Annotated in this window: 23 protein-coding genes and 1 riboswitch; of the genes, 18 read left to right on the top strand and 5 right to left on the bottom strand. The window is 65.7% G+C overall.

Annotation, left to right across the window (positions count from 1 at the left end; translation table 11 throughout):
* The first annotated feature begins 39 nt into the window (after window positions 1–39).
* The 11 genes from tdh (at window position 40) to KNN17_RS06020 (ending at window position 11,349) form a co-directional block, all read left to right on the top strand.
* The gene (gene tdh, locus KNN17_RS06070; RefSeq protein ID WP_078105812.1) at window positions 40–1,086 is read left to right on the top strand and encodes an L-threonine 3-dehydrogenase; all 1,047 of its coding nucleotides are present in this window, start codon (window positions 40–42) and stop codon (window positions 1,084–1,086) included.
* Between the two features lie 44 nt (window positions 1,087–1,130).
* Entirely contained in the window at window positions 1,131–2,339 is a 1,209-nt protein-coding gene (locus tag KNN17_RS06065; RefSeq protein WP_241707914.1) for a glycine C-acetyltransferase, read from the top strand.
* 7 nt (window positions 2,340–2,346) lie between these two features.
* A complete protein-coding gene (locus KNN17_RS06060; RefSeq protein WP_241707913.1) occupies window positions 2,347–3,747 on the top strand; it encodes a 6-phospho-beta-glucosidase in 1,401 nt (466 codons plus the stop codon).
* Window positions 3,748–3,801: 54 nt separating this feature from the next.
* The gene (locus KNN17_RS06055) at window positions 3,802–4,272 is read left to right on the top strand and encodes a pyridoxamine 5'-phosphate oxidase family protein (protein WP_078105809.1); all 471 of its coding nucleotides are present in this window, start codon (window positions 3,802–3,804) and stop codon (window positions 4,270–4,272) included.
* Window positions 4,273–4,312: 40 nt separating this feature from the next.
* Entirely contained in the window at window positions 4,313–5,410 is a 1,098-nt protein-coding gene (locus KNN17_RS06050; RefSeq protein ID WP_241707912.1) for an NAD(P)/FAD-dependent oxidoreductase, read from the top strand.
* An 11-nt stretch (window positions 5,411–5,421) separates the two neighbouring features.
* A complete protein-coding gene (gene hutI, locus KNN17_RS06045; RefSeq protein ID WP_241707911.1) occupies window positions 5,422–6,645 on the top strand; it encodes an imidazolonepropionase in 1,224 nt (407 codons plus the stop codon).
* A 194-nt stretch (window positions 6,646–6,839) separates the two neighbouring features.
* A complete protein-coding gene (locus tag KNN17_RS06040; protein WP_241707910.1) occupies window positions 6,840–7,772 on the top strand; it encodes an SIS domain-containing protein in 933 nt (310 codons plus the stop codon).
* An 8-nt stretch (window positions 7,773–7,780) separates the two neighbouring features.
* A complete protein-coding gene (locus KNN17_RS06035) occupies window positions 7,781–8,731 on the top strand; it encodes an ROK family protein (RefSeq protein ID WP_241707909.1) in 951 nt (316 codons plus the stop codon).
* Window positions 8,728–9,699, top strand: a complete 972-nt coding sequence (locus KNN17_RS06030) for a 1-phosphofructokinase family hexose kinase (protein WP_241707908.1) — start codon at window positions 8,728–8,730, stop codon at window positions 9,697–9,699. Before KNN17_RS06035 ends, KNN17_RS06030 begins: the two co-directional genes overlap by 4 nt.
* Window positions 9,696–10,535, top strand: coding sequence for a class II fructose-bisphosphate aldolase (locus KNN17_RS06025; RefSeq protein ID WP_241707907.1), 840 nt, complete (start codon window positions 9,696–9,698; stop codon window positions 10,533–10,535). The genes KNN17_RS06030 and KNN17_RS06025 overlap by 4 nt, the downstream gene beginning before the upstream one ends.
* A gap of 22 nt (window positions 10,536–10,557) precedes the next feature.
* Window positions 10,558–11,349, top strand: a complete 792-nt coding sequence (locus KNN17_RS06020; RefSeq protein ID WP_078105802.1) for a DeoR/GlpR family DNA-binding transcription regulator — start codon at window positions 10,558–10,560, stop codon at window positions 11,347–11,349.
* Window positions 11,350–11,365: 16 nt separating this feature from the next.
* Here KNN17_RS06020 and KNN17_RS06015 read toward each other — a convergent pair whose 3' ends face one another.
* Window positions 11,366–12,046, bottom strand: coding sequence for a histidine phosphatase family protein (locus KNN17_RS06015; protein ID WP_241707906.1), 681 nt, complete (start codon window positions 12,044–12,046; stop codon window positions 11,366–11,368).
* Window positions 12,047–12,146: 100 nt separating this feature from the next.
* Here KNN17_RS06015 and KNN17_RS06010 point away from each other — a divergent pair, with 100 nt between their 5' ends.
* Window positions 12,147–12,911, top strand: a complete 765-nt coding sequence (locus KNN17_RS06010; protein ID WP_241707905.1) for a CPBP family intramembrane glutamic endopeptidase — start codon at window positions 12,147–12,149, stop codon at window positions 12,909–12,911.
* A 121-nt stretch (window positions 12,912–13,032) separates the two neighbouring features.
* On the opposite strand, the gene KNN17_RS06005 is transcribed toward KNN17_RS06010, so the two are convergent.
* Entirely contained in the window at window positions 13,033–13,671 is a 639-nt protein-coding gene (locus KNN17_RS06005) for a VOC family protein (RefSeq protein ID WP_028266517.1), read from the bottom strand.
* Between the two features lie 246 nt (window positions 13,672–13,917).
* Here KNN17_RS06005 and KNN17_RS06000 point away from each other — a divergent pair, with 246 nt between their 5' ends.
* On the top strand, window positions 13,918–15,234 hold the full coding sequence (locus tag KNN17_RS06000) for a bifunctional o-acetylhomoserine/o-acetylserine sulfhydrylase (RefSeq protein ID WP_241707904.1): 1,317 nt from the start codon (window positions 13,918–13,920) through the stop codon (window positions 15,232–15,234).
* 160 nt (window positions 15,235–15,394) lie between these two features.
* Window positions 15,395–15,510: riboswitch (SAM riboswitch) on the top strand.
* A gap of 13 nt (window positions 15,511–15,523) precedes the next feature.
* The gene (gene metX / locus KNN17_RS05995) at window positions 15,524–16,645 is read left to right on the top strand and encodes a homoserine O-acetyltransferase MetX (RefSeq protein WP_241707903.1); all 1,122 of its coding nucleotides are present in this window, start codon (window positions 15,524–15,526) and stop codon (window positions 16,643–16,645) included.
* Between the two features lie 18 nt (window positions 16,646–16,663).
* Here the strand turns inward: metX and KNN17_RS05990 are convergent, their stop codons facing one another.
* On the bottom strand, window positions 16,664–17,056 hold the full coding sequence (locus KNN17_RS05990) for a hypothetical protein (protein WP_241707902.1): 393 nt from the start codon (window positions 17,054–17,056) through the stop codon (window positions 16,664–16,666).
* A gap of 64 nt (window positions 17,057–17,120) precedes the next feature.
* Window positions 17,121–17,960 (bottom strand): SGNH/GDSL hydrolase family protein, encoded by an 840-nt coding sequence (locus KNN17_RS05985; RefSeq protein WP_241707901.1) that lies wholly within the window; start codon window positions 17,958–17,960, stop codon window positions 17,121–17,123.
* Between the two features lie 69 nt (window positions 17,961–18,029).
* Between KNN17_RS05985 and KNN17_RS05980 the strand changes: the two genes are divergently transcribed.
* Complete coding sequence (locus tag KNN17_RS05980) at window positions 18,030–18,683, top strand: alpha/beta hydrolase (protein WP_241707900.1); 654 nt, start codon at window positions 18,030–18,032, stop codon at window positions 18,681–18,683.
* Window positions 18,684–18,759: 76 nt separating this feature from the next.
* Here KNN17_RS05980 and KNN17_RS05975 read toward each other — a convergent pair whose 3' ends face one another.
* Window positions 18,760–18,990 carry an RNA-binding S4 domain-containing protein gene (locus tag KNN17_RS05975; protein ID WP_078105795.1) on the bottom strand — a complete coding sequence of 77 codons (231 nt, stop codon included), beginning with the start codon at window positions 18,988–18,990 and terminating at the stop codon, window positions 18,760–18,762.
* Between the two features lie 33 nt (window positions 18,991–19,023).
* On the opposite strand from KNN17_RS05975, the gene KNN17_RS05970 reads away from it, so the two are divergent.
* The 3 genes from KNN17_RS05970 (at window position 19,024) to KNN17_RS05960 (ending at window position 22,530) form a co-directional block, all read left to right on the top strand.
* Complete coding sequence (locus KNN17_RS05970; RefSeq protein WP_241707899.1) at window positions 19,024–20,040, top strand: DMT family transporter; 1,017 nt, start codon at window positions 19,024–19,026, stop codon at window positions 20,038–20,040.
* A 127-nt stretch (window positions 20,041–20,167) separates the two neighbouring features.
* Window positions 20,168–21,553 (top strand): glycine--tRNA ligase, encoded by a 1,386-nt coding sequence (locus KNN17_RS05965; RefSeq protein ID WP_241707898.1) that lies wholly within the window; start codon window positions 20,168–20,170, stop codon window positions 21,551–21,553.
* Between the two features lie 2 nt (window positions 21,554–21,555).
* Window positions 21,556–22,530, top strand: coding sequence for a GNAT family N-acetyltransferase (locus KNN17_RS05960; protein ID WP_241707897.1), 975 nt, complete (start codon window positions 21,556–21,558; stop codon window positions 22,528–22,530).
* The last annotated feature ends 176 nt before the right edge of the window (window positions 22,531–22,706 follow it).

Here is a 22,706-nt window from a genome sequence, read left to right as displayed (position 1 = left end):
GGCACACAAGCGGCCCAATCCCTTGAGTTAGGAAGACCCATGAAGGCTCTCTACAAGTCCGGTCCCCACGCTGGTTTCGAACTCGTCGAACGTCCTGAGCCGGAGGCAGGTCCCAGCGACGTCAAGATCCGCGTCATGACCACCGGCATCTGCGGAACCGACCTGCACATCCAGTCCTGGGATGCCTGGGCGCAGAGCATCATCGAGACTCCCCTGATCGCCGGTCACGAGTTCTACGGCGAAGTGGTCTCCGTGGGCGAGGACGTCCGCGACGTCAAGGTCGGTGACCGCGTCTCCGGTGAAGGCCACGTGGTCTGCGGCATCTGCCGCAATTGCCGTGCGGGCCGCCGCCAGATGTGCATCCACACGGTGTCCGTGGGCGTGCAGCGCGATGGTGCTTTCGCCGAATACGTCGTGATTCCGGAGACCAATGTCTGGGTCCACCAGGATCCCTCCATCACCCCGGAGCTCGGCGCCATCTTCGATCCCTTCGGCAACGCCGTCCACACCGCACTGAGCTTCCCGCTCGTCGGCGAGGACGTGCTCATCACGGGTGCCGGACCCATCGGGCTCATGGCAATCGCCGTCGCGCGCCACGCCGGTGCCCGCAAGATCGCCATCACGGACGTGTCCGCTCCCCGCCTTGAACTCGCCCGGAAGATGGGCGTGGACCTCGCCGTCGACGTGTCGAAGATGCGCGTCAAGGATGCCCAGCTCGAGCTCGGCATGCGCGAGGGGTTCGACATCGGCCTGGAAATGTCCGGGCATCCCACGGCCCTGCCTGAGATGATCAACAACATGAACCACGGCGGACGCATCGCCATGCTTGGCTTGCCCAGCCAGTCCATCGACATCGACTGGGGCAAAGTGGTCACCCACATGCTGACCCTGAAGGGCATCTACGGCCGCGAAATGTACGAAACCTGGTACGCCATGAGCGCCATGCTGTCCTCCAACCCCGAACTGCACAGCCGCATTTCCGCCGTCGTCACGGACAAGCTGTCCGCCACCGACTGGGAAAAGGGCTTCGAAATCGCCCGCGCCGGCACCGGGGGCAAGGTTGTCCTCGACTGGACCGACATCTAAGACACCGTAAAGTCCTCCCCAAGACCCCAGTACCAGGAGCCACCATGTACTCAAGCATCAAAGACCAGCTGCAGGGCGAACTTGACGAGATCCGCACCGCAGGCCTCTTCAAGACCGAACGCCACATAGACTCGCCGCAGGCCAGCCACATCTCGGCAGGCCAGCTCGGCCAGCCGGCGAACACCGTCCTGAACTTCTGCGCCAACAACTACCTTGGCCTGGCAGACCACCCGGACATCATCTCGGCCGCCAAGTCCGCGATGGACGAGCGCGGTTTCGGCATGGCCTCCGTGCGTTTCATCTGCGGCACCCAGGACCTGCACTTGGAGCTCGAAGCCCGGGTCTCACAGTTCCTGGGAACCGAAGACACCATCCTCTTCTCGAGCTGCTTCGACGCCAACGGAGGCGTTTTCGAGTCCCTGTTCGGGGCCGAGGACGCCATCATCTCTGATTCCCTGAACCATGCCTCCATCATCGACGGCATCCGGCTCAGCAAGGCCAAGCGCTTCCGCTACGCCAACCAGGACATGGCTGACCTCGAAGCCAAGCTGATCGAGGCCTCCACCGGCGATGCCCCGGCCCGGCGCAAGATCATCGTGACGGATGGCGTCTTCTCCATGGACGGCTACCTCGCGCCGCTCGAAGCCATCTGCGATCTCGCCGAAAAACACGACGCCCTGGTCATGGTGGACGATTCCCACGCCGTCGGCTTCATGGGAGCCACCGGCGCCGGAACTCCGGAACACGCGGGTGTTTCCGACAGGATCGACATCTACACCGGCACGTTCGGCAAGGCCCTTGGCGGCGCCTCGGGCGGCTACGTGTCCGGCCGCAGTGAAATCATCGCCATGCTGCGCCAGAAGGCCCGCCCCTACCTGTTCTCCAACTCGCTGGCGCCGGCCATCGTCGCCGCCACCATCAAGGCCATTGAGCTGGTCCAGGGCTCGGGCGAGCTCCGCTCCAGGCTCTTCGAGAACGCTGCCCTGTTCCGCCGTCGCATGAGCGAGGAAGGCTTCGAACTGCTCGACGGCGAACACGCCATCATTCCGGTGATGTTCGGCGACGCTGTGGCGGCCGCGAAGGTTGCCGACGAGATGCTCCACCATGGAGTGTTCGTCACGGCGTTCAGCTACCCCGTGGTACCCAAGGGAGCTGCCCGGATCCGCGTGCAGCTTTCGGCCGCGCACAGCTCCGAGGACGTCGAAGCCTGCGTCCAGGCCTTCGTGAAGAGCCGCGCGGCCGCGGGGCTCTGAGTTTCCCATGATCCTCACCATCCTGGGCGGCGGGGGATTCCGGGTACCCCTGGTCTATTCAGCACTGCTGTCGGACCATGGGCCCGGACGGGTCACCGAACTGAGACTGTTCGATACGGACCCCGCGCGCCTGGGCGTGGTGGCCAAGGTCCTCGCCGGGATGGCCGAGGGGGTGCCCGACGCTCCCTCGGTGAGGACGTTCACGGCGCTGTCGGAAGCCCTGCCGGGTACCGACTTCATCTTCTCCGCCATCCGGGTGGGCGGGCTGGAGGGGCGCGCCGCCGATGAACGGATCGCCCTCGCGCACGGTGTCATCGGGCAGGAGACCGTCGGCGCCGGAGGAATTTCCTATGCCTTGCGGACCATTCCCGTGGTCCTGGACATCGCCGAGGCAGTGAAGAAGCATGCCCCGCACGCCTGGTTCATCAACTTCACCAACCCGGCCGGGGTCATCACCGAGGTCATGACGCGGGTCCTCGGCAACAAGGTGGTGGGGATCTGCGATTCCCCCGTAGGGCTCGCCCGGCGCTGCCTGCTCGCCGCCGGAGTCCACCGTGGTGCTGCGGCTTTTCGGGATGGCTCCGTGGAGATCGACTACATCGGCCTGAACCACCTGGGTTGGCTGCGCGGGCTGGTGGTCGATGGTACGGATGTCCTGCCGCGGCTCCTCTCCGACGACGGCGCCATCGAGTCCTTCGAAGAAGGCCGGCTGTTCGGCGCTTCGTGGATCAGGGCCTTGGGTGCGGTTCCCAACGAGTATCTGCACTACTACTACTTCAAGCGCGAGGCGCTCGACGCCGACCGGCGCGCCGGAACCACCCGCGGCGCCTACTTGGCCCGGCAGCAGTCGTCCTTCTACAGCGGGTTGGCGGAAGCGAACGACGGCGGTGCGGAGCCCGCTCCGGGGGTCCCGTCGTCGAAGTCGGCCCTTAGGCTCTGGGAAAAGACCAAGCTGGATCGCGAAGAGACGTACATGCAGAGCAACAGGGACGCGGCCGGTACGTTCGAACGCGACGCCGGGGATCTGGTGTCGGGCGGTTACGAGGCCGTTGCCTTGGCGATCATGCGTGCCATCAGCCAGGGTGAATCGGCCCGGCTGATTCTGAACGTCCCCAACAACGGCACCCTCGCTGAGCTCGACGACGACGCGGTCATCGAGGCGCCCTGCCTCGTGGATGCCCGCGGAGTCCGCCTGCTCCCGGCCGATTCTCTTCCGGACTACGCGCGCGGGCTCGTCGTCAATGCCAAAGCGGTGGAACGGGCCACGATCGACGCTGCGCTCACGGGTTCCCGGAGCTCCGCCTACAAGGCGATGGCGTTGAACCCGCTCGTGGACTCGGTCAGGGTGGCAGAAGCGCTCCTGGACGACTACGTCGGCCATTTCAAGGAACTCCAGTACCTGCGCTGAACCCCTTTGCCTCAGCCCTGTCCCGAGGGGGATCGGAGGCCTAGTATCTGCAGCATGGACAAAGATGCAGCACAACGTGTAACCGAGGTGTTGGATTCGCAGCAATGCTGGAATCTCCTGAGGGGCGTGTCCGTCGGCAGGCTGGCCGTGTGGCTCGGAGACCACCCTGACATTTTTCCGATCAATTACACCGTGGACCAAGGGACGGTTGTCTTCCGGACCGGGGCGGGCACAAAGCTCGCCGCGGCCTTGGGCGAATTCCCGGTAGCCATGGAAGTCGACGGCGTCGACCCCAACACCGGCGTCGCATGGAGTGTTGTCCTCCACGGGAAGGCGGCGCCCGTCAAACAGCTGGACGACGTCATCAACTCGTTCTCGCTGCCCCTGTTTCCTTGGGAATCCGGCAAGAAGGACCATTTCGTGCGGGTTCCCGCGGATTCGATCTCCGGGCGGCGCTTCACCGTCACGGAGCCGCTCACGTGGTGGACTCCCTACAGCGGCATCAAACCCTCCGCCACGGAGTAGCCCCCTCGCATCTGGGCCTGCGCGCTGACAGGATGGGGGAATGGCTGCAAATTATGATGTGGTAATTGTCGGGGGAGGCATCGCGGGGTTGTCGCTCGCGTCAGCGCTGGCAGGCCAGTGTTCGGTGGCCCTGGTGGAAGCCGAACAGACACTGGCCTACCACACGTCCTCCCGCTCGGCCCGGCAGCTGATCCCCAGCTACGGACCCGCCGTCGTGCAGGAACTCACCGTCCGCACGCTGGAGCTGATGGCGGCCCGCGACGCAGCACTGCCGGTACCGGTGCTGGAACCGCGCTCGTTCATGTTGGTGGGCGACGAAGCCACCGTCAAGGCAGCAGCCAGCGGGCACATGCACCCCATCACGCATGCCGAAGCCCTCAAGCTGTGCCCGGCCCTGAACCCCGGGGCTTTCACTGCAGCTGGCCTGGATACAGAGTCATTCGCCTGCAACACGCCAGTGCTCTTGGAGGACCACCGGCAACGTGCCGAGGCCGGGGGAGTGGACATCATCACCGGCGCCAAGGTCCATTCGGCCCAACGCCTCGGCTCCGGCTGGCAAGTGGGCGCCGGGCTGGAAGCCTTCCAGTCGGCCGTCGTCGTCAACGCGGCAGGTGCCTGGGCAGATGAACTCGCGGTGCTCAGCGGGGTGGAGAAGCTGGGCTTGCAGCCGTTCCGGCGCACGGCGGCCATCGTCGACGTCGAGCACCCGCTTCCGCCCGGGAGCCCCATGGTGTGCGCCGCTGATGACACGTACTACTTCCGGCGCGAGGGCGGACAGGTGCTCATTTCGCCGTCGGAGACGGTGCCGAGCGGCCCTGAAGACGCGCAACCGCGGCCCGGCGACGTGGAAGAACTCGTGACCCGGTTGAATTCGATCACCTCGTTGGGCATCCGCGCAGTGGCCAAAGCCTGGACCGGGTTGCGCACGGAAGCCGCCGACGGGGTGCCGGTGGTGGGTTTCGACGCCGAGGCTCCCGGCTTCTTCTGGCTTGCGGGGCAGGGCGGCTACGGTTTCCAGACCTCGTCCGCCATCGCGGAGCTCGCAGCCGCGGAAATCCTGGACTATGCATCCGGCACTAGTCCGGCATCCCGGACACCGAGGGAGCTCGCAGCGGCCCGATGGTCCATCCGCCGTTGAACAATAGGTTCATGAGCGGGCAGACGAGCACACTAATCAGCAACATCGGCGAACTGATGACCCAGGACGCTGGGCACCGCGTCCTCAAGGACGCCGCCGTCGTGATCGAAGGTGAGCGGATTTCCTGGATCGGTCCGGCGTCGGAGGCTCCCTCGGCCGATCAGCACGTGGACGCGGAAGGCCGCGCCGTGCTCCCGGGCTGGGTTGACTCGCACTCACACCTGATCTTCGCCGGGGACCGCACCGCCGAATTCGAGGCACGGATGGCCGGCCAGAGCTACAGCGCCGGCGGCATCGCCGTCACCACCGGCGCGACGCGGGCCGCGAGCGATGGGGAACTGACCCGGCTCGCCGCCGGGCGCGTGGCCGAAGCCGTCTCCCAAGGCACCACCTACCTCGAGAGCAAGACCGGCTATGGACTGGACCTGGAGAACGAGGCCCGCAGCGCACGCATCGCGGCGGCGACCGTCGATGAAGTCACCTACCTCGGCGCGCACCTGGTCCCGGCCGGAGCCGACGCCGAGGAATACACGGACCTCGTCTGCGGTCCGATGCTCGACGCAGTCCGCCCGTACGTCCAGTGGGCCGATGTCTTCTGCGAGCGCGGCGCTTTCACCGAGGAGCAATCGCGCCGGGTCCTGACCGCGTGCCGCGACGCGGGCCTGGGCCTGCGTGTGCACGGCAACCAACTGGGTGAGGGGCCCGGCGTGCAGTTGGCCGTGGAGTTCGGTGCCGCCAGCGTCGACCACGTCAATTACCTTTCGGCCGCGGACATCGAAGCGCTCGCCGGAACCTGGGGCGGTTGGGATGCCTCCACCGGAACGGGCACGCGCGGCACGGTTGCCACCTGCCTGCCCGCTTGCGATCTTTCCACCCGCCAGCCGCTCGCCCCGGGCCGCGCCTTGATCGACGCCGGGGTGCAGATCGCCTTGGCCGCGAACTGCAATCCGGGCACCTCCTACACGAGTTCCATCGCCTTCTGCGTCACCACGGCGGTGCTGCAGATGCACCTGAGCGTCCACGAGGCCGTCCGGGCCGCGACGTATGGCGGTGCTCTCGCGCTCGGCAGGGAGTCGGGCAACGACGTCGACGGCGAACGCGCGGTGGGTTCGATCGCCGTCGGGCACCGCGCCGACCTGCACATGCTCAAGGCGCCGTCGGCCACGCACTTGGCGTACAGGCCCGGTATTCCGCTGACTTTCGCGGTGTGGCGGGCGGGTGTCCGGGCGGTGTAGCAACTCAATCCGGCACGCAAAAGCAGGGTTCCTCCAGATGGAGGGGCCCTGCTTTTTTGCGCGGCGCGCTGAAGCCCTCCGCGATCCTTGTGCGATTGAATATGATCGTTTAGTGTTTATATGGATCATAAAACGTCAAATGGTTGAGTGTTGAAGAGTGCGTCGAAGAAGCGCGGACAGGAATGGTAAGTGCGATGAGTAACAACACCCTCGGGGCCTTCATGGAAGAAGAGCTTGTTTCGCAGCCCGAGGTCTGGCAGCGGGCCATCGGGCAATGCGAACTTGAGCAAGCCAAGGCAGGGCGCCTGCTTCCCGCTGACGGTGAGCGGATCGCCGTCGTCGGTTGCGGTACTTCGTGGTTCATGGCGCAGAGCTATGCCGCTGCCCGCGAAGCCGCGGGCAAAGGCGTCACCGACGCGTTCGCAGCGTCGGAAGCCTTCCTCAATCACAACAGTGCCGGCCGCCAATACGACGCCGTCATCGCCATTACGCGCTCCGGAACCACCACGGAGGTGCTTGAACTCCTCGAGGCCTTGCGTGGGAAAGTCCGCACCATCGCGGTGATCGGGGACATGGATTCGCCCATCACCACGCTGGCCGACGTCGTGATCGGCCTTCCCTACGCGGACGAGAAGTCGGTGGTCCAGACCCGCTTCGCCACGACCGCCCTGGTGTACCTCCTCGCGAGCCTGGGCATCGAACTCGGCGAGGCAATCGAGGACGCCCGTACCGCTGTGACCGAAGCCGTTTCCCAGGAGCTGCTCGACGCCGAACAGTTCACCTTCCTCGGTACCGGCTGGACCGTTGGCCTGGCCCACGAAGCCGGCCTCAAGATGCGCGAAGCGGTGCAGGGATGGACCGAATCCTATCCGGCAATGGAATACCGGCACGGTCCCATCTCCATCGCGGCCCCTGGCCGGGTGACGTGGATCTTCGGCCCGCAGCCCGAGGGCCTGGATGCCGACATGAGCCGCACCGGCGCCCTCTACGTCCACACCGGCAAGCACCCGCTCGCCGAGCTGGCCCGGGTCCATAAGGTCACGCTGGAGCGGGCACGCGTGCGCGGCCTCAATCCCGATCTGCCGCGCAACCTGACGCGCTCTGTTGTCCTGAACGCCACGGCTTAGGCAATCCCATGGTTCTCGGAGCCGCTGAATCCGCAGTCCTGGCCTTCGACGTGGGCGGGACGGATCTGAAGGCAGGCCTTGTGGACACGGCCGGGAATGTCCTTGGCCTGCGCCGCACCGCCACGCCGCACGATCCCTTGCGCCCGGGCGAGGCGATCCTGGACGCCGTCGAGGGCTTGGCGTCGGAATTTGCCGCCGAGTTCCCCGGCCACCCGGCGAAGGCCGCGTGCATCGTGGTTCCGGGAATCGTGGACTCCGACACCGGAGTGGGGATCTATTCGGCGAACCTGGGCTGGCGGAACTTTCCCTTCGGGGATAAAGCCGCGCAGCGCCTCGGAATGCCGGTCTCCTTCGGGCATGACGTCAGCACGGCGGCCGAAGCCGAATGCCGCTTCGGAGCCGCCAAGGACTTTCGAAACGTCGTGGTGATGGTGGTCGGCACCGGCATCGCCGCCGCCGTCATCTCCGACGGATACCCGGTGCGCGCGGGCGGCTTCGCCGGGGAACTGGGCCACGCCCTCGTTCCGGACCCCGACGGTCCGGGCCACACGATCCTTGAGGCAGTCGGCTCCGCCGGAGCGATCGCCCGGCGTTACAGCGACAAAGCCGGCACTCCGCGCGCCGGCGCCCGTGAAGTCCTCGAACGGGCCACAGCCGGCGACCCACTTGCGGCCCGGATCTGGGCCGACGCCGTGGACGCCCTCGCCTTCAGCCTCAGCCAATGCGTCAGCATCATCGGCACCGAGGCAGTGGTGGTGGGCGGCGGACTGGCCGAAGCGGGGGAAGGGCTCCTCCAGCCGCTGCGTTCGCGCCTCGACGAGCTGCTCGACTTCCAACGGCGGCCCATCATCATGCGCGCCCAGTTGGGACAGGATGCGGGTTTGCTCGGCGCCGCCATGAGGGCCCGGGCATTGCTCCCGGCTGCGAAGGCCGCTTCCGGCACGGGGTCGGGCCGATGAACGGGGCCATCAAACGGGTCATCACCGTCACGCCCAATCCGGCCATCGACCTCAGCTACCACGTCGCCGGGATCACCCCCGGAGCAAGCCATCGCGTTGCCGCACCCCTCAGCCGCGCAGGCGGAAAGGGCCTCAACGTCGCGCGAGTGGCCCACCAGCTGGGCCATCCCGTGCTGGCGCTCGCGCCCTCGGGAGGCGCGGCCGGTGCCGAATTTGCCGCCGAACTCCGCAGCAGCGGCGTGCCGCATCGCCTGATTCCAGTCGCCGCGGACACCCGGCGCAGCATCGCCCTCGTCGATACGGTGGGCGGCGAAACGTCCATCTTCAATGAAGAGGGGAGTCCCCTCCAACCATCCGAATGGCAGGCGCTCGCCGCCGCCGTCGTCGACGCCCTGCACATCGACAACCCGGACGGGCAAAGCGCGGGAGTGCTTGTCGGTTCCGGGAGCCTGCCGCCCGGTGCGCCCGCCGACTTCTACCCCGCGCTGGTGCGCCTGGCGCACGACGCCGGGATTCCCGCCGTCGTCGACACCTCCGGTCCCGGGATCGTCGCGGCAGCGCGGGCCGGGGCGGACCTCCTCAAACCCAACAACCACGAACTCCTCGAAGCAACAGGGGAAAGCAGCCTTGACGTCGCAGCACGGCGACTGATCGCCCTCGGAGCGAAGACCGTCCTGGTCAGTGCCGGCGCCGAAGGGATGCTTGCGTTCCACGATGCGGCTCCCGGAGGCTACTGGAGCGCACGGCTCCCGGAACCGCTCAGCGGCAACCCCACGGGAGCCGGCGACGCCGGAGTGGCGGCTGCCGCCGTCGCGCTCGCCGACGGGATCACCGACATCCCCACGATCCTCCGCCGGGCAACGGCCTGGTCCGCCGCCGCGGTGCTCATGCCTGCCGCCGGCGAGATCTCGCCGCTTTACGCGGACCTCGAAGACCAACTCATTCTCAGCTGGAAGGAGACCCGGTGACGCTCGTCAGTACACGGGAACTCATGGATACCGCCGCCGCCAACGGAATCGGACAAGGCGCCTTCAACGTCATCCACCTCGAAACCGCGGAAGGACTGGTTGCCGGAGCGGAGGCCGCGGGCGTCCCGCTGATCCTGCAAATCTCCGAGAACTGCGTCCGTTTCCACGGCGGGCTCGTCCCGATTGCCCGGGGGGCCATGTCCATCGCCCGCGACTCTTCGGTGCCCGTGGCCCTCCACCTGGACCACGCCGAATCCGAAGAGCTGGCGCTGCAGGCCGTCGACCTCGGGTTCGGGTCCGTCATGTACGACGGCGCGCACTTGCCTTACGACTCGAATGTCGAAGTCACGCGGAGGATCGCCGGATACGCCCAGGACCGCGGAGTCTACGTCGAGGCCGAGCTCGGAAAAGTGGGAGGCAAGGACGGTGCCCATGCTCCGGGAGTCCGGACGGATCCCGCCGAGGCCCGTTCCTTCGTCGGTGCCACCGGCGTCGATGCCCTGGCCGTCGCCGTCGGGTCCTCCCACGCCATGACCCAGCGGAGCGCAGCCCTGGACCTCGCGCTCATCACCCGGCTCAAACAGGCCGTCCAGCTTCCGCTCGTCCTTCACGGGTCCTCCGGCGTGGCGGATGAAACGCTGGTGGCGGCAATCCGGGCCGGTATGACTAAGATCAACGTATCCACACACTTGAACGGGTTCTTCACCCGCGCCGTCCGTGATTACCTGGATGCCAACCCTTCCGTGGTGGACTCCCGCAAGTACATCAAGGCCGGACGGGACGCGCTGGTGTTGGAAACCGCACGTCTGCTGACGCTGTTCGCGAAAGTGAATTAGTCCCAATTCCGGAAGGTTCGTGATGACCCGCAACGATCGACTGACAGCCATCCTTGATCTCCTCGCCGAGTCAGGGCATGTCGAGGTCGACGATATCGTGACCCGCCTGGCTGTCTCGCCGGCCACGGCGCGCCGCGACCTGGACAGCCTCGCCAAGCAACGGCTCTTGAGCCGTACCCGGGGCGGAGCAACCACGGGTTCAGTGGCCTACGAACTTCCGGGGCGCTACAACCGGGATGATCACGCCGAAGCCAAGCAACAGATTGCCTTGGCAGCCTCTGAGCTCATCGTGCCCGGGGCCGTGATCGGACTCAGCGGCGGGACCACCAATACGGCCCTGGCCCAGGTGCTGTCCACCCGCGAAGACCTCAACGCCCCCTCCAACAGGCCCATGCTGACGGTGGTCACCAACGCCATCAACATTGCGGCCCAGCTTGCCGTGCGCCCCAACATCAAGATCATGGTCACCGGCGGCATCCTGAATCCGCGATCCTACGAACTCGTCGGACCTTACACCGACGTCATCATGCAGAAGGTTGCCCTGGACATCGCCTTCATCGGCGTCAACGGAGTCGATCCCAAGATCGGCCCCACCATCACCGACGAGGGGGAAGCGATGGTGAATACCGTCATGGCCCGGCGTGCCACCGACTCCTATGTCCTGGCTGACTCCACGAAGATCGGGAAGCGCGCCTTCGCGGCGATGGCCGGGTACGAATTCCGACGGCTCATCACTGACGCGGGCATCACGCCTGAGGACAAGGCGGCATTTGAAGCCAACGGCACCGAAGTGATCGTGGCCAAGGACGCCTAGCTCCGTTAACTGCCCGTCAGAAGACCACCGGGGGAGCGTTCAGCACGGTCTCGTCGGTGCTGCGCTGCACCCACTGGCTGAACGGCGTGTCGAGATCGTATTTGTCCTGGTCGTTGCGGATCAGTGTCCGTAGCTCCGCGTTGCCCGGGTTGTTGAGGGATTCGAAGTACTCCACCGACCAGTGGAACCACCGCATGCAGAAGAGCCGCATCGTGAGGCCGTGGGTCACCAGCAGGGTGTTGGGCGCGTAGTCGGGCTTTTCCCAATGCCGGTACAGGGTTTCCATGAAGGACGAAATCCGGTCGTACACATCGGAACCCGATTCGCCCTCGCGGAACCGGTAGAAGAAGTGCCCGTAGAGGTTGCGGAGTTCCTTCTGGTCCCCGATGTCCCCGGCGATCTGGAAGTTGGCCCAGTCCTGTTCACGCAGCCGGGGCTCTTCGATCACCCGTTCGGTGAGGCTGCCCAGATTCAGCGCCTCGAGGGTCTGGTAGGCCCGGAGGTACGGTGAGACGTAAACGCACACCGGTTCGCCGTCGAGCTTCCTGCGCAAGGCCTCACCCGCGGTCCGTGCCTGCTCGAGGCCAAGCTCCGTCAGCGGGATCCGGTAATCGGGCACACGGTTGTAGATGGACGTGTCGGCATTGGCGGCGGACTGGCCGTGCCGGATCATGAAGATTCGTGCGGGCGCGCTCATCCCACCAAGCATAGGCTCAGGAGCCGCCCTGGCTGCGCACGCGGACAGCGGAGACCCAGCTCCGAGGAAAACATCAGGCAAATACGGGCAAGATAGGAGCATGCTCCTAGCCTCAACGCGCCGTTTGCGCGCCGAAGTGCTGATTGTCCTTGGACTGTCCCTGGGCCAATCGGCTGTCTACTCCGTAGTGCAGCTGTTGGACAAGATGACCCAGGGACCTTTGGCCCATGCGACGTCTACCCTCAACCGTTCGCAGAGCACGCGCGAGTACTTCGATCTCACCTACCAGCTGCTGGACATCGCGTTCGCGCTGGTCCCGGTGGTGTTGGTGTTCTACTTCCTGTCCTTGCACCGCCAAACCGCCGAGAGTACCTCGGGGTTCACCCGGCTGGGCTTCAACTTCGCCCGCCCGGGCCGCGACGCGCTGCAAGGACTTGGCCTGTTCGCACTCATCGGAATCCCGTCGCTGGGCCTCTATGCTGTTGGCCGCGCCCTCGGGATCACGACGGCGATCATCCCCAGCGGCCTGGACTCCTACTGGTGGACCGTGCCGGTGCTCGTCCTCTCCGCCGTGCGGCACGCCATCGTCGAAGAAGTGATCGTGGTGGGCTATCTCCTGGACCGGTTCGGGAAGTTCGGATGGAGCACTCCGTTGGCGATCGTGCTCAGCGCGCTCCTGCGCGGCAGCTACCACCTGTACCAGGGCTTCGGGCCGTTCATCGGCAACGCCGTCATGGGCCTCGTGTTCGGATGGATCTACACCAGGACCAAACGGGTCATGCCGCTCGTGGTGGCTCACGCGCTCCTGGACATCGTGGCGTTCGTCGGCTTCAGCGTCTTCGGCAAGGCCATCGGCCTGGGCTAGCGCGCTTTAAAAGGTTTCGGCCGCCATTGCTGGGTGACATCATTGGCACCCGCACATGGCGGCCGAAGCTTTTCCGGGCTTCCTTGCCCGTTGATCCGTCAGATCGTGACGGGATGGTCCGTCAGATCGTGACGGCTCCGTTGGCGGTTTCGAACGTTACTGACATGATTCCCGGCGTCCCGTGCGGAGCCATCCATTGGACTGCGACGTCCTCGAGGGGCTTCTCCACGGGTTCACCAAGCCACTCGGTGACACGCTCCGCGGAGCCGGCAATGGTGAGGCTGGACATCTTGACGTCGCTTGGGTACACGAGCGACGGGTGAAGTGCGGGGTCGCCCTCCCAGCGGAGCAGGTAGGGAACCTGGGGATCGGCGATGAGTCCCAGGATGCCGATCTGCGACCAGACGAGTTCCCGGCCATCCGGGAACTTGCGGTTGCCTGGGACGGCGGCGCGTCCGAGCCGCTGCTCGAACGGGCTCAGGTCGTCCACAGCGACGCACCAGCCCATCCACCCACCTCCTGCGGCGGAGCGTGCACGGACAGCTTGTCCAAAAGGTGCCTTGTCGGAGGCCGGGTGGTCCAGGACCTCGACAACTTCCAGGTATTTGTGGTCAGCAAGGGGAATGATCATGTTCCGGGTACCAAAGCGCGGATGCACTCCGCCCCGGACCGCGTCCACTCCCAATGCTGCGGAAATCCGCTCGGTGGTGGCCAACAGGCCATCTCGTTCACAAGCGTAAGAGACGTGATCCATGCGCATGGCTTCATCTTGGCACTTTGTGATGGAGCTCTCAGCTAAGTCAAGCCTAACCAAGGTGGGATGTATCGAAAAGGCCGCTCAGGGTCACTTCAGGACGCGCCGGGACAGAAAACTTCTGCGTTCGTCACAAAGCTTCCGGAGCCCGCAATACCCTCCCTAGACTGACGGCAACCGCTCGCCGGCATGCTGAACCCTTCAGCCCGGCAGGCTGACGCACGGCAAGAGCCCAGACAACCAGGAGTCCGCATGTCCCAAGGATGGTCATTCGAAACGCGCCAAATCCACGCCGGCCAGGAGCCGGACGCCGCCACCGGCGCCCGCGCCCTCCCCATCTACCAGACCACCTCGTTCGTCTTTCCCAGCGCGGAAAGCGCGGCCAACCGCTTTGCACTGGCCGAACTGGCGCCCATCTACACCCGGATCGGCAACCCCACGCAGGATGCCGTGGAGCAGCGCATAGCGAGCTTGGAGGGTGGCTTGGCTGCGCTCCTGCTGAGCTCCGGCCAGGCCGCGGAAACCTTCGCCATCCTCAACGTGGCCGAGGCCGGTGACCACGTGGTCGCCAGCCCGAGCCTCTACGGCGGCACGTACAACCTGCTGGCCCATACACTGAAGAAATTCGGCATCTCGGTCACCTTCGTCGAGGATCCGGACAACCTGGACCACTGGCGGGACGCGGTGCAGCCAAACACCAAGCTGTTCTTCGCCGAAGTCGTCTCCAACCCCCGGCAGGACGTCTTGGACATCGAGGGTGTCTCCCGCATCGCGCACGAGGCGGGAGTCCCGCTCGTCGTGGACAACACCCTCGCCACGCCCTACCTGATCCGGCCCATCGAGTGGGGAGCGGACATCGTGGTGCATTCGGCCACCAAGTACCTGGGCGGGCACGGCTCCGCCATTGCCGGTGTCATCGTGGACTCCGGCAACTTCGATTTCGGCAAGGACCCTGAGCGGTTCCCCGGCTTCAACACCCCGGACCCCAGCTACAACGGCCTGGTCTATGCCCGCGACCTCGGCAAGGACGGGGCCCTCGGCGCGAACCTCTCCTACATCCTCAAAGCCCGGGTCCAGCTCCTGCGCGATCTCGGCTCGGCGGTTTCCCCGTTCAACGCTTTCCTGATCTCCCAGGGAATCGAAACCCTCAGCCTGCGGGTGGAGCGCCACGTGGACAACGCCACCAAGGTGGCGCAATGGCTCGAAGGGCGCGACGACGTCGAATCGGTGGCGTACGCGGGGCTGCCTTCCAGCCCGTGGTTCGAACGGGGCCGGAAGTACGGCCCCAGGGGCACCGGCGCCGTGGTGTCCTTCACCATCAACGGCGGGGTCGAGGCGGGCAAGCGCTTCGTGGACGCCCTGGAACTGCATTCGCACGTGGCCAACATCGGCGACGTCCGGTCCTTGGTCATCCACCCGGCGTCGACGACGCACAGCCAGCTGACGCCGGAACAGCAGGCCGTTGCGGGAGTGACCCCTGGCCTGGTGCGGCTGTCCGTCGGAATCGAGCACATCGACGACATCCTCGCGGACCTCGAGTCGGGATTCCGGGCAGCCAAGAGCGCCTAGCACGGGCCCGGAGGGCGTACGAGGCTGGCCGGCGACGCAAGATGAATCTTCGCCGGCCAGCCTTCGCAACCACCCCTTCGTGAACAAAACGCGGCCAAGTGTCACAAAGATGTCATAATCTTCGTCAGAAGGGGTCCGGTTTTCCTAGACTCTTCCTATAGGTCATGAGTGCCAGCGACAGCCCCGGCTTGCTGGCCGGCAACCCTCCATTCGCGGTGGGGTGCCCCGGGTGAAGACCTGGCCCTTCGCTGTGTTGGCGGCGGGCAAGCGCGATGTGAGGTGTCAACGAATGACAATTGCTGCAACAGCCATACCCCTTTCCGGTACCCAGGACGGAACCCTCAAGTATCTTTCCGTGGGCGGACTCGAGCTGGAGGCCGGAGGTTCCCTCCCGGACGTCGTCCTTGCGTACGAGACGTGGGGGCGGCTCAACGCAGACGCTACCAACGCTGTCCTCGTGGAACATGCATTGACCGGCAGCACCCATGTGGCCCGTGGCGAGAGCGACGAAGACGGCTGGTGGGAGCAGCTTGTGGGTCCCGGCGCCACCATCGACACGGACCGCTACTTCGTGGTCTCCGTCAACATTGTGGGGGGCTGCTACGGCAGTACGGGGCCGTCGTCGAGCGCTCCTGACGGCAAGCCGTGGGGCTCCCGCTTCCCGCTCGTGACCCTGCGGGACAGCACGGTGGCCGAGGCCAGGCTGGCCGACGCCTTGGGGATCCACAGCTGGCACACCGTCGTGGGCGGGTCCATGGGCGGTGCCCGTGCACTGGAATGGGCCGTCGGCTATCCGGACCGCGTCAAGCGATGCGCCGTGATCTCCATCGGGGCGTACAGCACCGCCGAGCAGATCGCGTTCGCACAGGCCCAGACGCTCGCCATCCGGCAGGACGCCGACTTCAACGGCGGAGACTACTATGGACAGGCCGCCCCCGAAGCGGGTCTGGCCCTTGCCCGGCGGATTGCCCACATCACCTATCGCTCGGCGGACGAGCTCGACTTCCGCTTCGGCCGGAACGCACAGGGCGGCGAGGCACCCCTCCAGGCTGCCGCGTTGGGGGACCGGGGCCGCTACCAGGTGGAGAGCTACCTGGACCACCAGGGGAGCAAGCTGGTCCAGCGCTTCGACGCCAATAGCTACATCGCCATTACCGAAGCGCTCATGAGCCACGACATCACGCGCGGCCGGGGCTCGTTGGAGGATGCGTTGTCCGTGGCCACGGCGACGTTCTTCGTGGCCTCGGTGGACTCGGACCGGCTCTATTTCCCGGAGCAATCCCGCGAGCTTGCCAAGGCCTTGCCCGGAGAGGTCCCGGTTCATGTCATCGAGGCGCCGATCGGGCACGACGGTTTCCTCACCGAGATCGGCCAGCTCGGCCCCCAACTGCGCGAGGCATTCTTCGGCTAGCGCGCCTCTTCGGCTGAATCAGCCGTTCATGATCTCCTGGCGGAGCTTCATGTAATCCTCCATGGCGATTTTCCCGTCGCTGTACTCCTGGTCCAGCTCGGCCAGTTTCCGTGCACGGTAGCCTTGGGGCGCGCTGTTCGGCTGGGGAGCGCCGCTCGCTTGCGGAGTAGCCCACGACGGCGGAACGGCCTGCCGCGCGGGCGTCGCCATCGGGGGTTGCGGCTCAGCCGGGATGACCACCGGGGGTTGCTCCGGGTATCCGACGGGGTTGTGCTGCGGAGGATAGGGCTGCCCGGGGTAATTCTGCGGAGGGAAGTCCTGGATCCTGCGCTGGCGCGACCGGTTGTACATGCGGATCCCCATGGGAATCAGCCAAGAGCAGACGATGATCCAGAAGATCAGATTGTTCACGGCGGAGGCCTCCCTGTCTTTCACCAGCTTAGCCCCGCTCCCTGTGACTAACCTCGCGGTTCGTTCAGCTCCCGGGCAGGAAGGTGTCAGCAGGACCGAAGACGGGTCCCGGCGTCGGGCGTTTCGGCAGGATCCCGTCACCGGAGGAGCGGTGCCTGATCCGGCGGATGACCCACGGGACAAAATATTCGCGTGCCCAGACGAGGTCGCCAGACCTGGCTTGGCGCCAACTGCGCTGGGGGAGCGGCTTGGGGTAGAGCGGCTCAAGGTTGTGCGGCACATTCAGTGAGTCGAGGACCATCGCGGCGATGGTGTGATGGCCGAGCGGCGAGAAATGGAGGCGGTCTTCGTCCCACATCTGGGAGTTGGAAAGCTGCCTCAAGGACCACATGTCAGCCACCACGGCATCGTGGCGGGCGGCCACGGTGCGGAGGTTTTCGTTGTAGATGGCCACCTTGCCGCGGATCCGGCCGAGGACCGATGACGCGGTGTCCGGACCGTTGAAGAGAACCACCGTGGCGCCGTCGGAACTCAGGGTCTGCACTGCGGCATCGAGTTTTTCGGCCAAGGCGTCGGGATCGCCGCCGGGACGGATGAGGTCGTTGCCGCCTGCGGAGATGCTCACGAGATCCGGCTTGAGGTCCATGCACGGGCCAAGTTGTTCGTCGAGGATTTGCTGCAGCAAGCGCCCGCGGATGGCGAGGTTGGCGTAGGCGAAGTCGCGGTGTCCCCGGCTCAGTTCCTCGGCGACGCGGTCGGCCCAGCCGCGATGTGCTCCGGGGTTGTTGGGCTCGGGGTCGCCGATGCCTTCGGTAAAGGAATCACCTAGCGCCACGTAGCGGGTCCACGGATGAATCCGCTCGTCCGACTTTGCCACCGTGGAATCAGTGTCACTCACGTCCATATCCTGCCTCTTGCTGCGTCGCTACGCGCCCGTAGCTTGTTACTCATCGGTAACTGCAAGAATAGTCCCATGAGTCAAGCTTCCGCCTTTCCTGCCCCGGTCGTTTTGTGGTCCCACGAAGAGGAAGAGCGGGCTGGAAAGCCGTTGCTGGTCCTTCTGCACGGTTATGGATCCAACGAGCAGGACCTCTTCAGCCTGGCCGGCCTGTTGCCCCGGGACTTCGTCGTGGCCTCGCTCCGCGCGCCGATCGCCACAGGTCCGGGCTTCACGTGGTTCCCGCTCACGGCGTCCATCGACTACTCCCTCGACGCCGTCAAGGACGCCGCGGAGTATGTGTTTTCCTGGCTGGATTCGTTGAAGTCCAACCACAGTTCAGTGACGCTCCTCGGGTTTTCCATGGGCATGGCCATGGCCACCTCGCTGCTCCGGCACCGCCCGGCGGACTTTGCCGCCGTCGTCGGGCTTTCAGGGTTCGCCGTCGACGCCGGTGAGGACCCCGCGTTCCGTGACGCCGAGCTGGACGGATCCGTGCCGCTCTTCTGGGGACGCGACCAGCAGGACCCTGTCATCACCCCGGACAAGATCGAATACACCATGGATTGGGCCCGAAAGCACACGGACCTTACCAAGGTGCTCTACACGGGCATGTGGCACGGCATCAACCAGCAGGAAATCGGGCACGTTGGCGAATTCCTGGAGCACAAGGTCCTCGCGTCCGTCTGACTCCATCTGACAACAACGCGGGGTCACTTGCGGCCCATGACGAGGCGCGCAATGGGCCGTAAGTGACCCCGCGTTGCTAGGACTCTGTGGTGATCCGCACCGTCTGACCGTTGACGGTCACGGTGTCGCCCACGTGGAGTTGGCGGCCGCGCCGATCATCGATCTCGCCGTTGACTTTGACCAGGCCGTTCTTGATGAGTTCCGTGGCTTCCACGCCATCCTCCACGAGGTTGGCGAGCTTCAGGAGCTGGCCGAGCCGGATCATGTCGTCGCGGATGGGGATTTCTTCGATTTCCGGGTTGCTCATACAAGCAATGATGCCTGAAGTAGGGTGGTGAAAATGCCGCAGTCGTCCCGCACCTTGCCTGGAAGTCCCTCCCGTACGCCCCTGCCCTTGCTCACCGGGCTGCTCCTTGCCGTGGCAACCGGACTCGTGATTCCGCTCCAGGGCCGGATCAACGGCGCCTTGGGGGCAAAGCTCGACGACGGTATCGCGGCCGCCGTCGTGAGCTTCACCACCGGGCTGGTACTGATCGCCGCGATCGGACTCGTGCTGCCGAAAGGCCGCGCGGCCCTTCGAAGGATCCTGCCGGCCCTCACGGAGCGGAGCTTTCCACGGTTCTACGTCCTGGCCGGTGGCATTGGCGCGCTGTTCGTTTTCGCCCAATCGTTCACGGTCGGCCTGCTTGGCGTGGCCTTGTTCACGGTCGCTGCAGTGACGGGCCAGACCCTGAGCGGACTACTCGTGGACCGGCTCGGCATCGGGCCCGGCGGCAAACGCTCGATCACCGGAGTCCGAATCCTCGGCAGCGTCCTGACGATCGCCGCCGTCGTCTGGGCCGTGTCGCCGCGCCTCGGGGCGGCCAGCGACGTCGGGTCCTTGCTGCTCCCCATCCTGTTGCCGGTCGTGGCGGGCTGCCTCATGAGTTTCCAGCAGGCCATGAACGGGACTGCGACCGTGCACTACGGCAGTCCGATCGCTGCAACGCTCGTCAATTTCGTGGCCGGAACGGTGATTCTCTGGATTGCCTGGCTCATCAAAGTGTTGCTCCTTGGTCCCGGCCACGCCCTGCCTTCTGAATGGTGGTACTACCTGGGCGGGCCGATGGGGTGCGTCTTCATTGGCCTGGCTGCTTTGTTGGTCCGGAGCCTCGGTGTCCTGGTCACCGGGCTCGGGATGATCGCCGGGCAGCTGCTGGGATCGCTGGCGCTTGACCTGGTCCTGCCGGCTCCCGGAACAGTAGTGGCGTACCCCACGATCCTCGGCACCCTGCTGACGCTGTTCGCCATCATCGTGGCCACGTTGCCCTGGCCGAAGGGCGCGATCTCGTCCCGCCGTCCCTCGAAGAGCCTTTAGGGCCGGTCCCGGAAGCAGGACCGCGGCCAAAGGCCGGTAGGCTAGGACACGCAGCTTCCTGCACAGCAATACCTTCGCGCACAACCACGGACCGCACCCAGCGGCCCTGTAAAACATTGGAGTACCCATGGCAGCAAAATCCGTCCTCGACCAGGTCATTTCCCTCTCCAAGCGGAGGGGCTTCGTGTTCCAGGCCGGTGAAATCTATGGTGGCTCCCGGTCCGCATGGGACTACGGCCCCCTCGGTGCCGAGCTCAAGGAAAACATCAAACGCCAATGGTGGCAGAGCGTTGTCCGCGGCCGCGAAGACGTAGTAGGCCTCGATTCCTCCGTGATCCTGCCCCGCCAGGTGTGGGAAGCGTCCGGCCACGTCGAGGTGTTCTCCGACCCGCTCGTCGAGTGCCTTTCCTGCCACAAGCGCTACCGCGCCGACCACCTCGAGGAAGAGTACGCGGAAAAGAAGGGCCGTCCCGCCGAAAACGGCCTCAAGGACATCGCCTGCGCCAACTGCGGCACCCGCGGCCAATGGACCGAACCGCAAGAGTTCTCCGGCCTGCTCAAGACCTTCCTGGGCCCCGTGGCCAGCGAAGAAGGCCTGCACTACCTGCGCCCGGAAACCGCGCAGGGCATCTTCGTCAACTTCAGCAACGTGCTGACCACGTCCCGCAAGAAGCCGCCTTTCGGCATCGGCCAGATCGGCAAGTCGTTCCGCAACGAGATCACGCCGGGCAACTTCATCTTCCGCACCCGCGAGTTCGAACAGATGGAAATGGAATTCTTCGTCGAACCGGGCACGGACGAAGAATGGCACCAGTACTGGATGAAGGAACGCATGTCCTGGTACACCGGTCTGGGCATCCGGCCGGAGAACCTGCGCTTCTTCGAGCACCCGCAGGACAAGCTCAGCCACTATTCCAAGGGCACCACGGACATCGAGTACCGCTTCGGTTTCCAAGGCTCCGAGTGGGGCGAGCTCGAGGGCATCGCCAACCGCACCGACTTCGACCTCTCCACCCACTCGAAGGCGTCCGGCCAGGACCTCAGCTACTTCAACCAGGCCACCAACGAGCGTTACACGCCGTACGTCATTGAACCGGCCGCCGGCCTGACGCGTTCCTTCATGGCCTTCCTTGTGGACGCCTACACGGAAGACGAGGCACCCAACGCCAAGGGCGGCGTCGACGTCCGCACCGTCCTGAAGCTCGATCCGCGCCTGGCACCGGTCAAGGCAGCTGTGCTGCCCCTGAGCCGCAACGAGGACCTGTCCCCGAAGGCGAAGGACCTGGGCGCCCAGCTGCGCAAGAACTGGAACATCGACTTCGACGACGCCGGCGCCATCGGCCGCCGCTACCGTCGCCAGGACGAGATCGGTACCCCGTTCTGCATCACCGTGGACTTCGACACCCTTGACGACCAGGCCGTGACCATCCGCGAGCGCGACACCATGAGCCAGGAACGTGTTTCCCTGGACAAGGTGGAGGGCTACCTGGCCGCACGGCTGATCGGCGCCTAAGCGTGTCCATCGAATACCGCGAATGGCGTGAGGGCGACGACCTCGCGCTCCTGGAGATGTGGGGTGGGCCCGAGACCCTGCCGGCCCAGCAATTCCGTGCAGCCCTGGCGCCGTCGAGCAACAGTGGTCAAGGCCAGCCTTGGCGCCGGTGCATCGTGGCGGAAGACGTCGTCGACGGCATCGGCATCCCGGTGGCCGCGGGCGTGGTCCATGAGGCGTCCCTGCACCCGGAACGCCTCTGGGCCTACATCGAGGTCGCCAAGGACCACCGCCGGAGCGGGATAGGGGCCACGCTCCTGACCATGCTGCGGCGCGAAGCCGAGCAGTCGCCGTCGGGCGTTTCCGCGCTGCGCAGCAAAGTGGAGCCAGGCACGGCCGGTGCCGCCTTCGCCGAGTGGGCAGGGCTGGCGCCCATCCAGCGCTCCCGGCTCGTGGTGGTTGATCCCGAACCGCTCAGGCTTCCGGTGTTTGGTGACGGCTCCGAAGAAGCCGCTTCCGAGCAGGTGGAAGACCTCGCCACGGGATCCGTGGAACTGAGCGACGTCGTAGGCCGGTACTACACCGCCGTGCACCACTGGGACAACCCCGGCGAGCTCGGCATCCCCACCGTGCAGCGTCTGTTCCTCGACGACCTGACTGGGGCACACGGGGCGGTTGTGCTTCGCGCGCCGAAGGCGAGTGCCTTTGGCTCGGGCGTCCCGGCCACCCGCAAGGGCAAGCTGCAGGCCTTCGCGATCAGCTATGCACAGGGCAGCTCGGACGGGCCCTCGGAAGTGTTCCTCGGGCACGATCCGCTCCTGCAGGACGACGAAGCGCGCGCCGCAATCCGTGACCTGCTGGCGCTCATTGCCTACCAGCACCCCGTGCTCCTCGAAGTGGACGACTCCATGACGGCCGTGTGCGCCGTCGTCGATCCCTTGCTGGAATTGGGCAAGGCGAAGCTCCGCGGTGCGGACACCCTGGTGGTCAGCGAATAGCGCCCTTCCCCTCGCCCCGCCCAACTGGCTCGCAGTTGTTGTCGTTATGGGCACTCATAACGACAACAACTGCGAGCCAGTTGGGTGAACCCTTGACGAGTCCGCGGTGTGGGTGTAGGCATAACGACGTAAGCCCCGGCCGTTGGTCTGGTGGGGTGGCGGCGGGTGGAACGGAT

The sequence above is a fragment of the Arthrobacter bambusae genome (assembly GCF_022606295.1).
Lineage (GTDB): Bacteria > Actinomycetota > Actinomycetes > Actinomycetales > Micrococcaceae > Arthrobacter > Arthrobacter bambusae_A.
The sequence above is the reverse complement of the archived record's forward strand: the minus strand, read 5'-3'. Positions and strand labels throughout refer to the sequence as shown.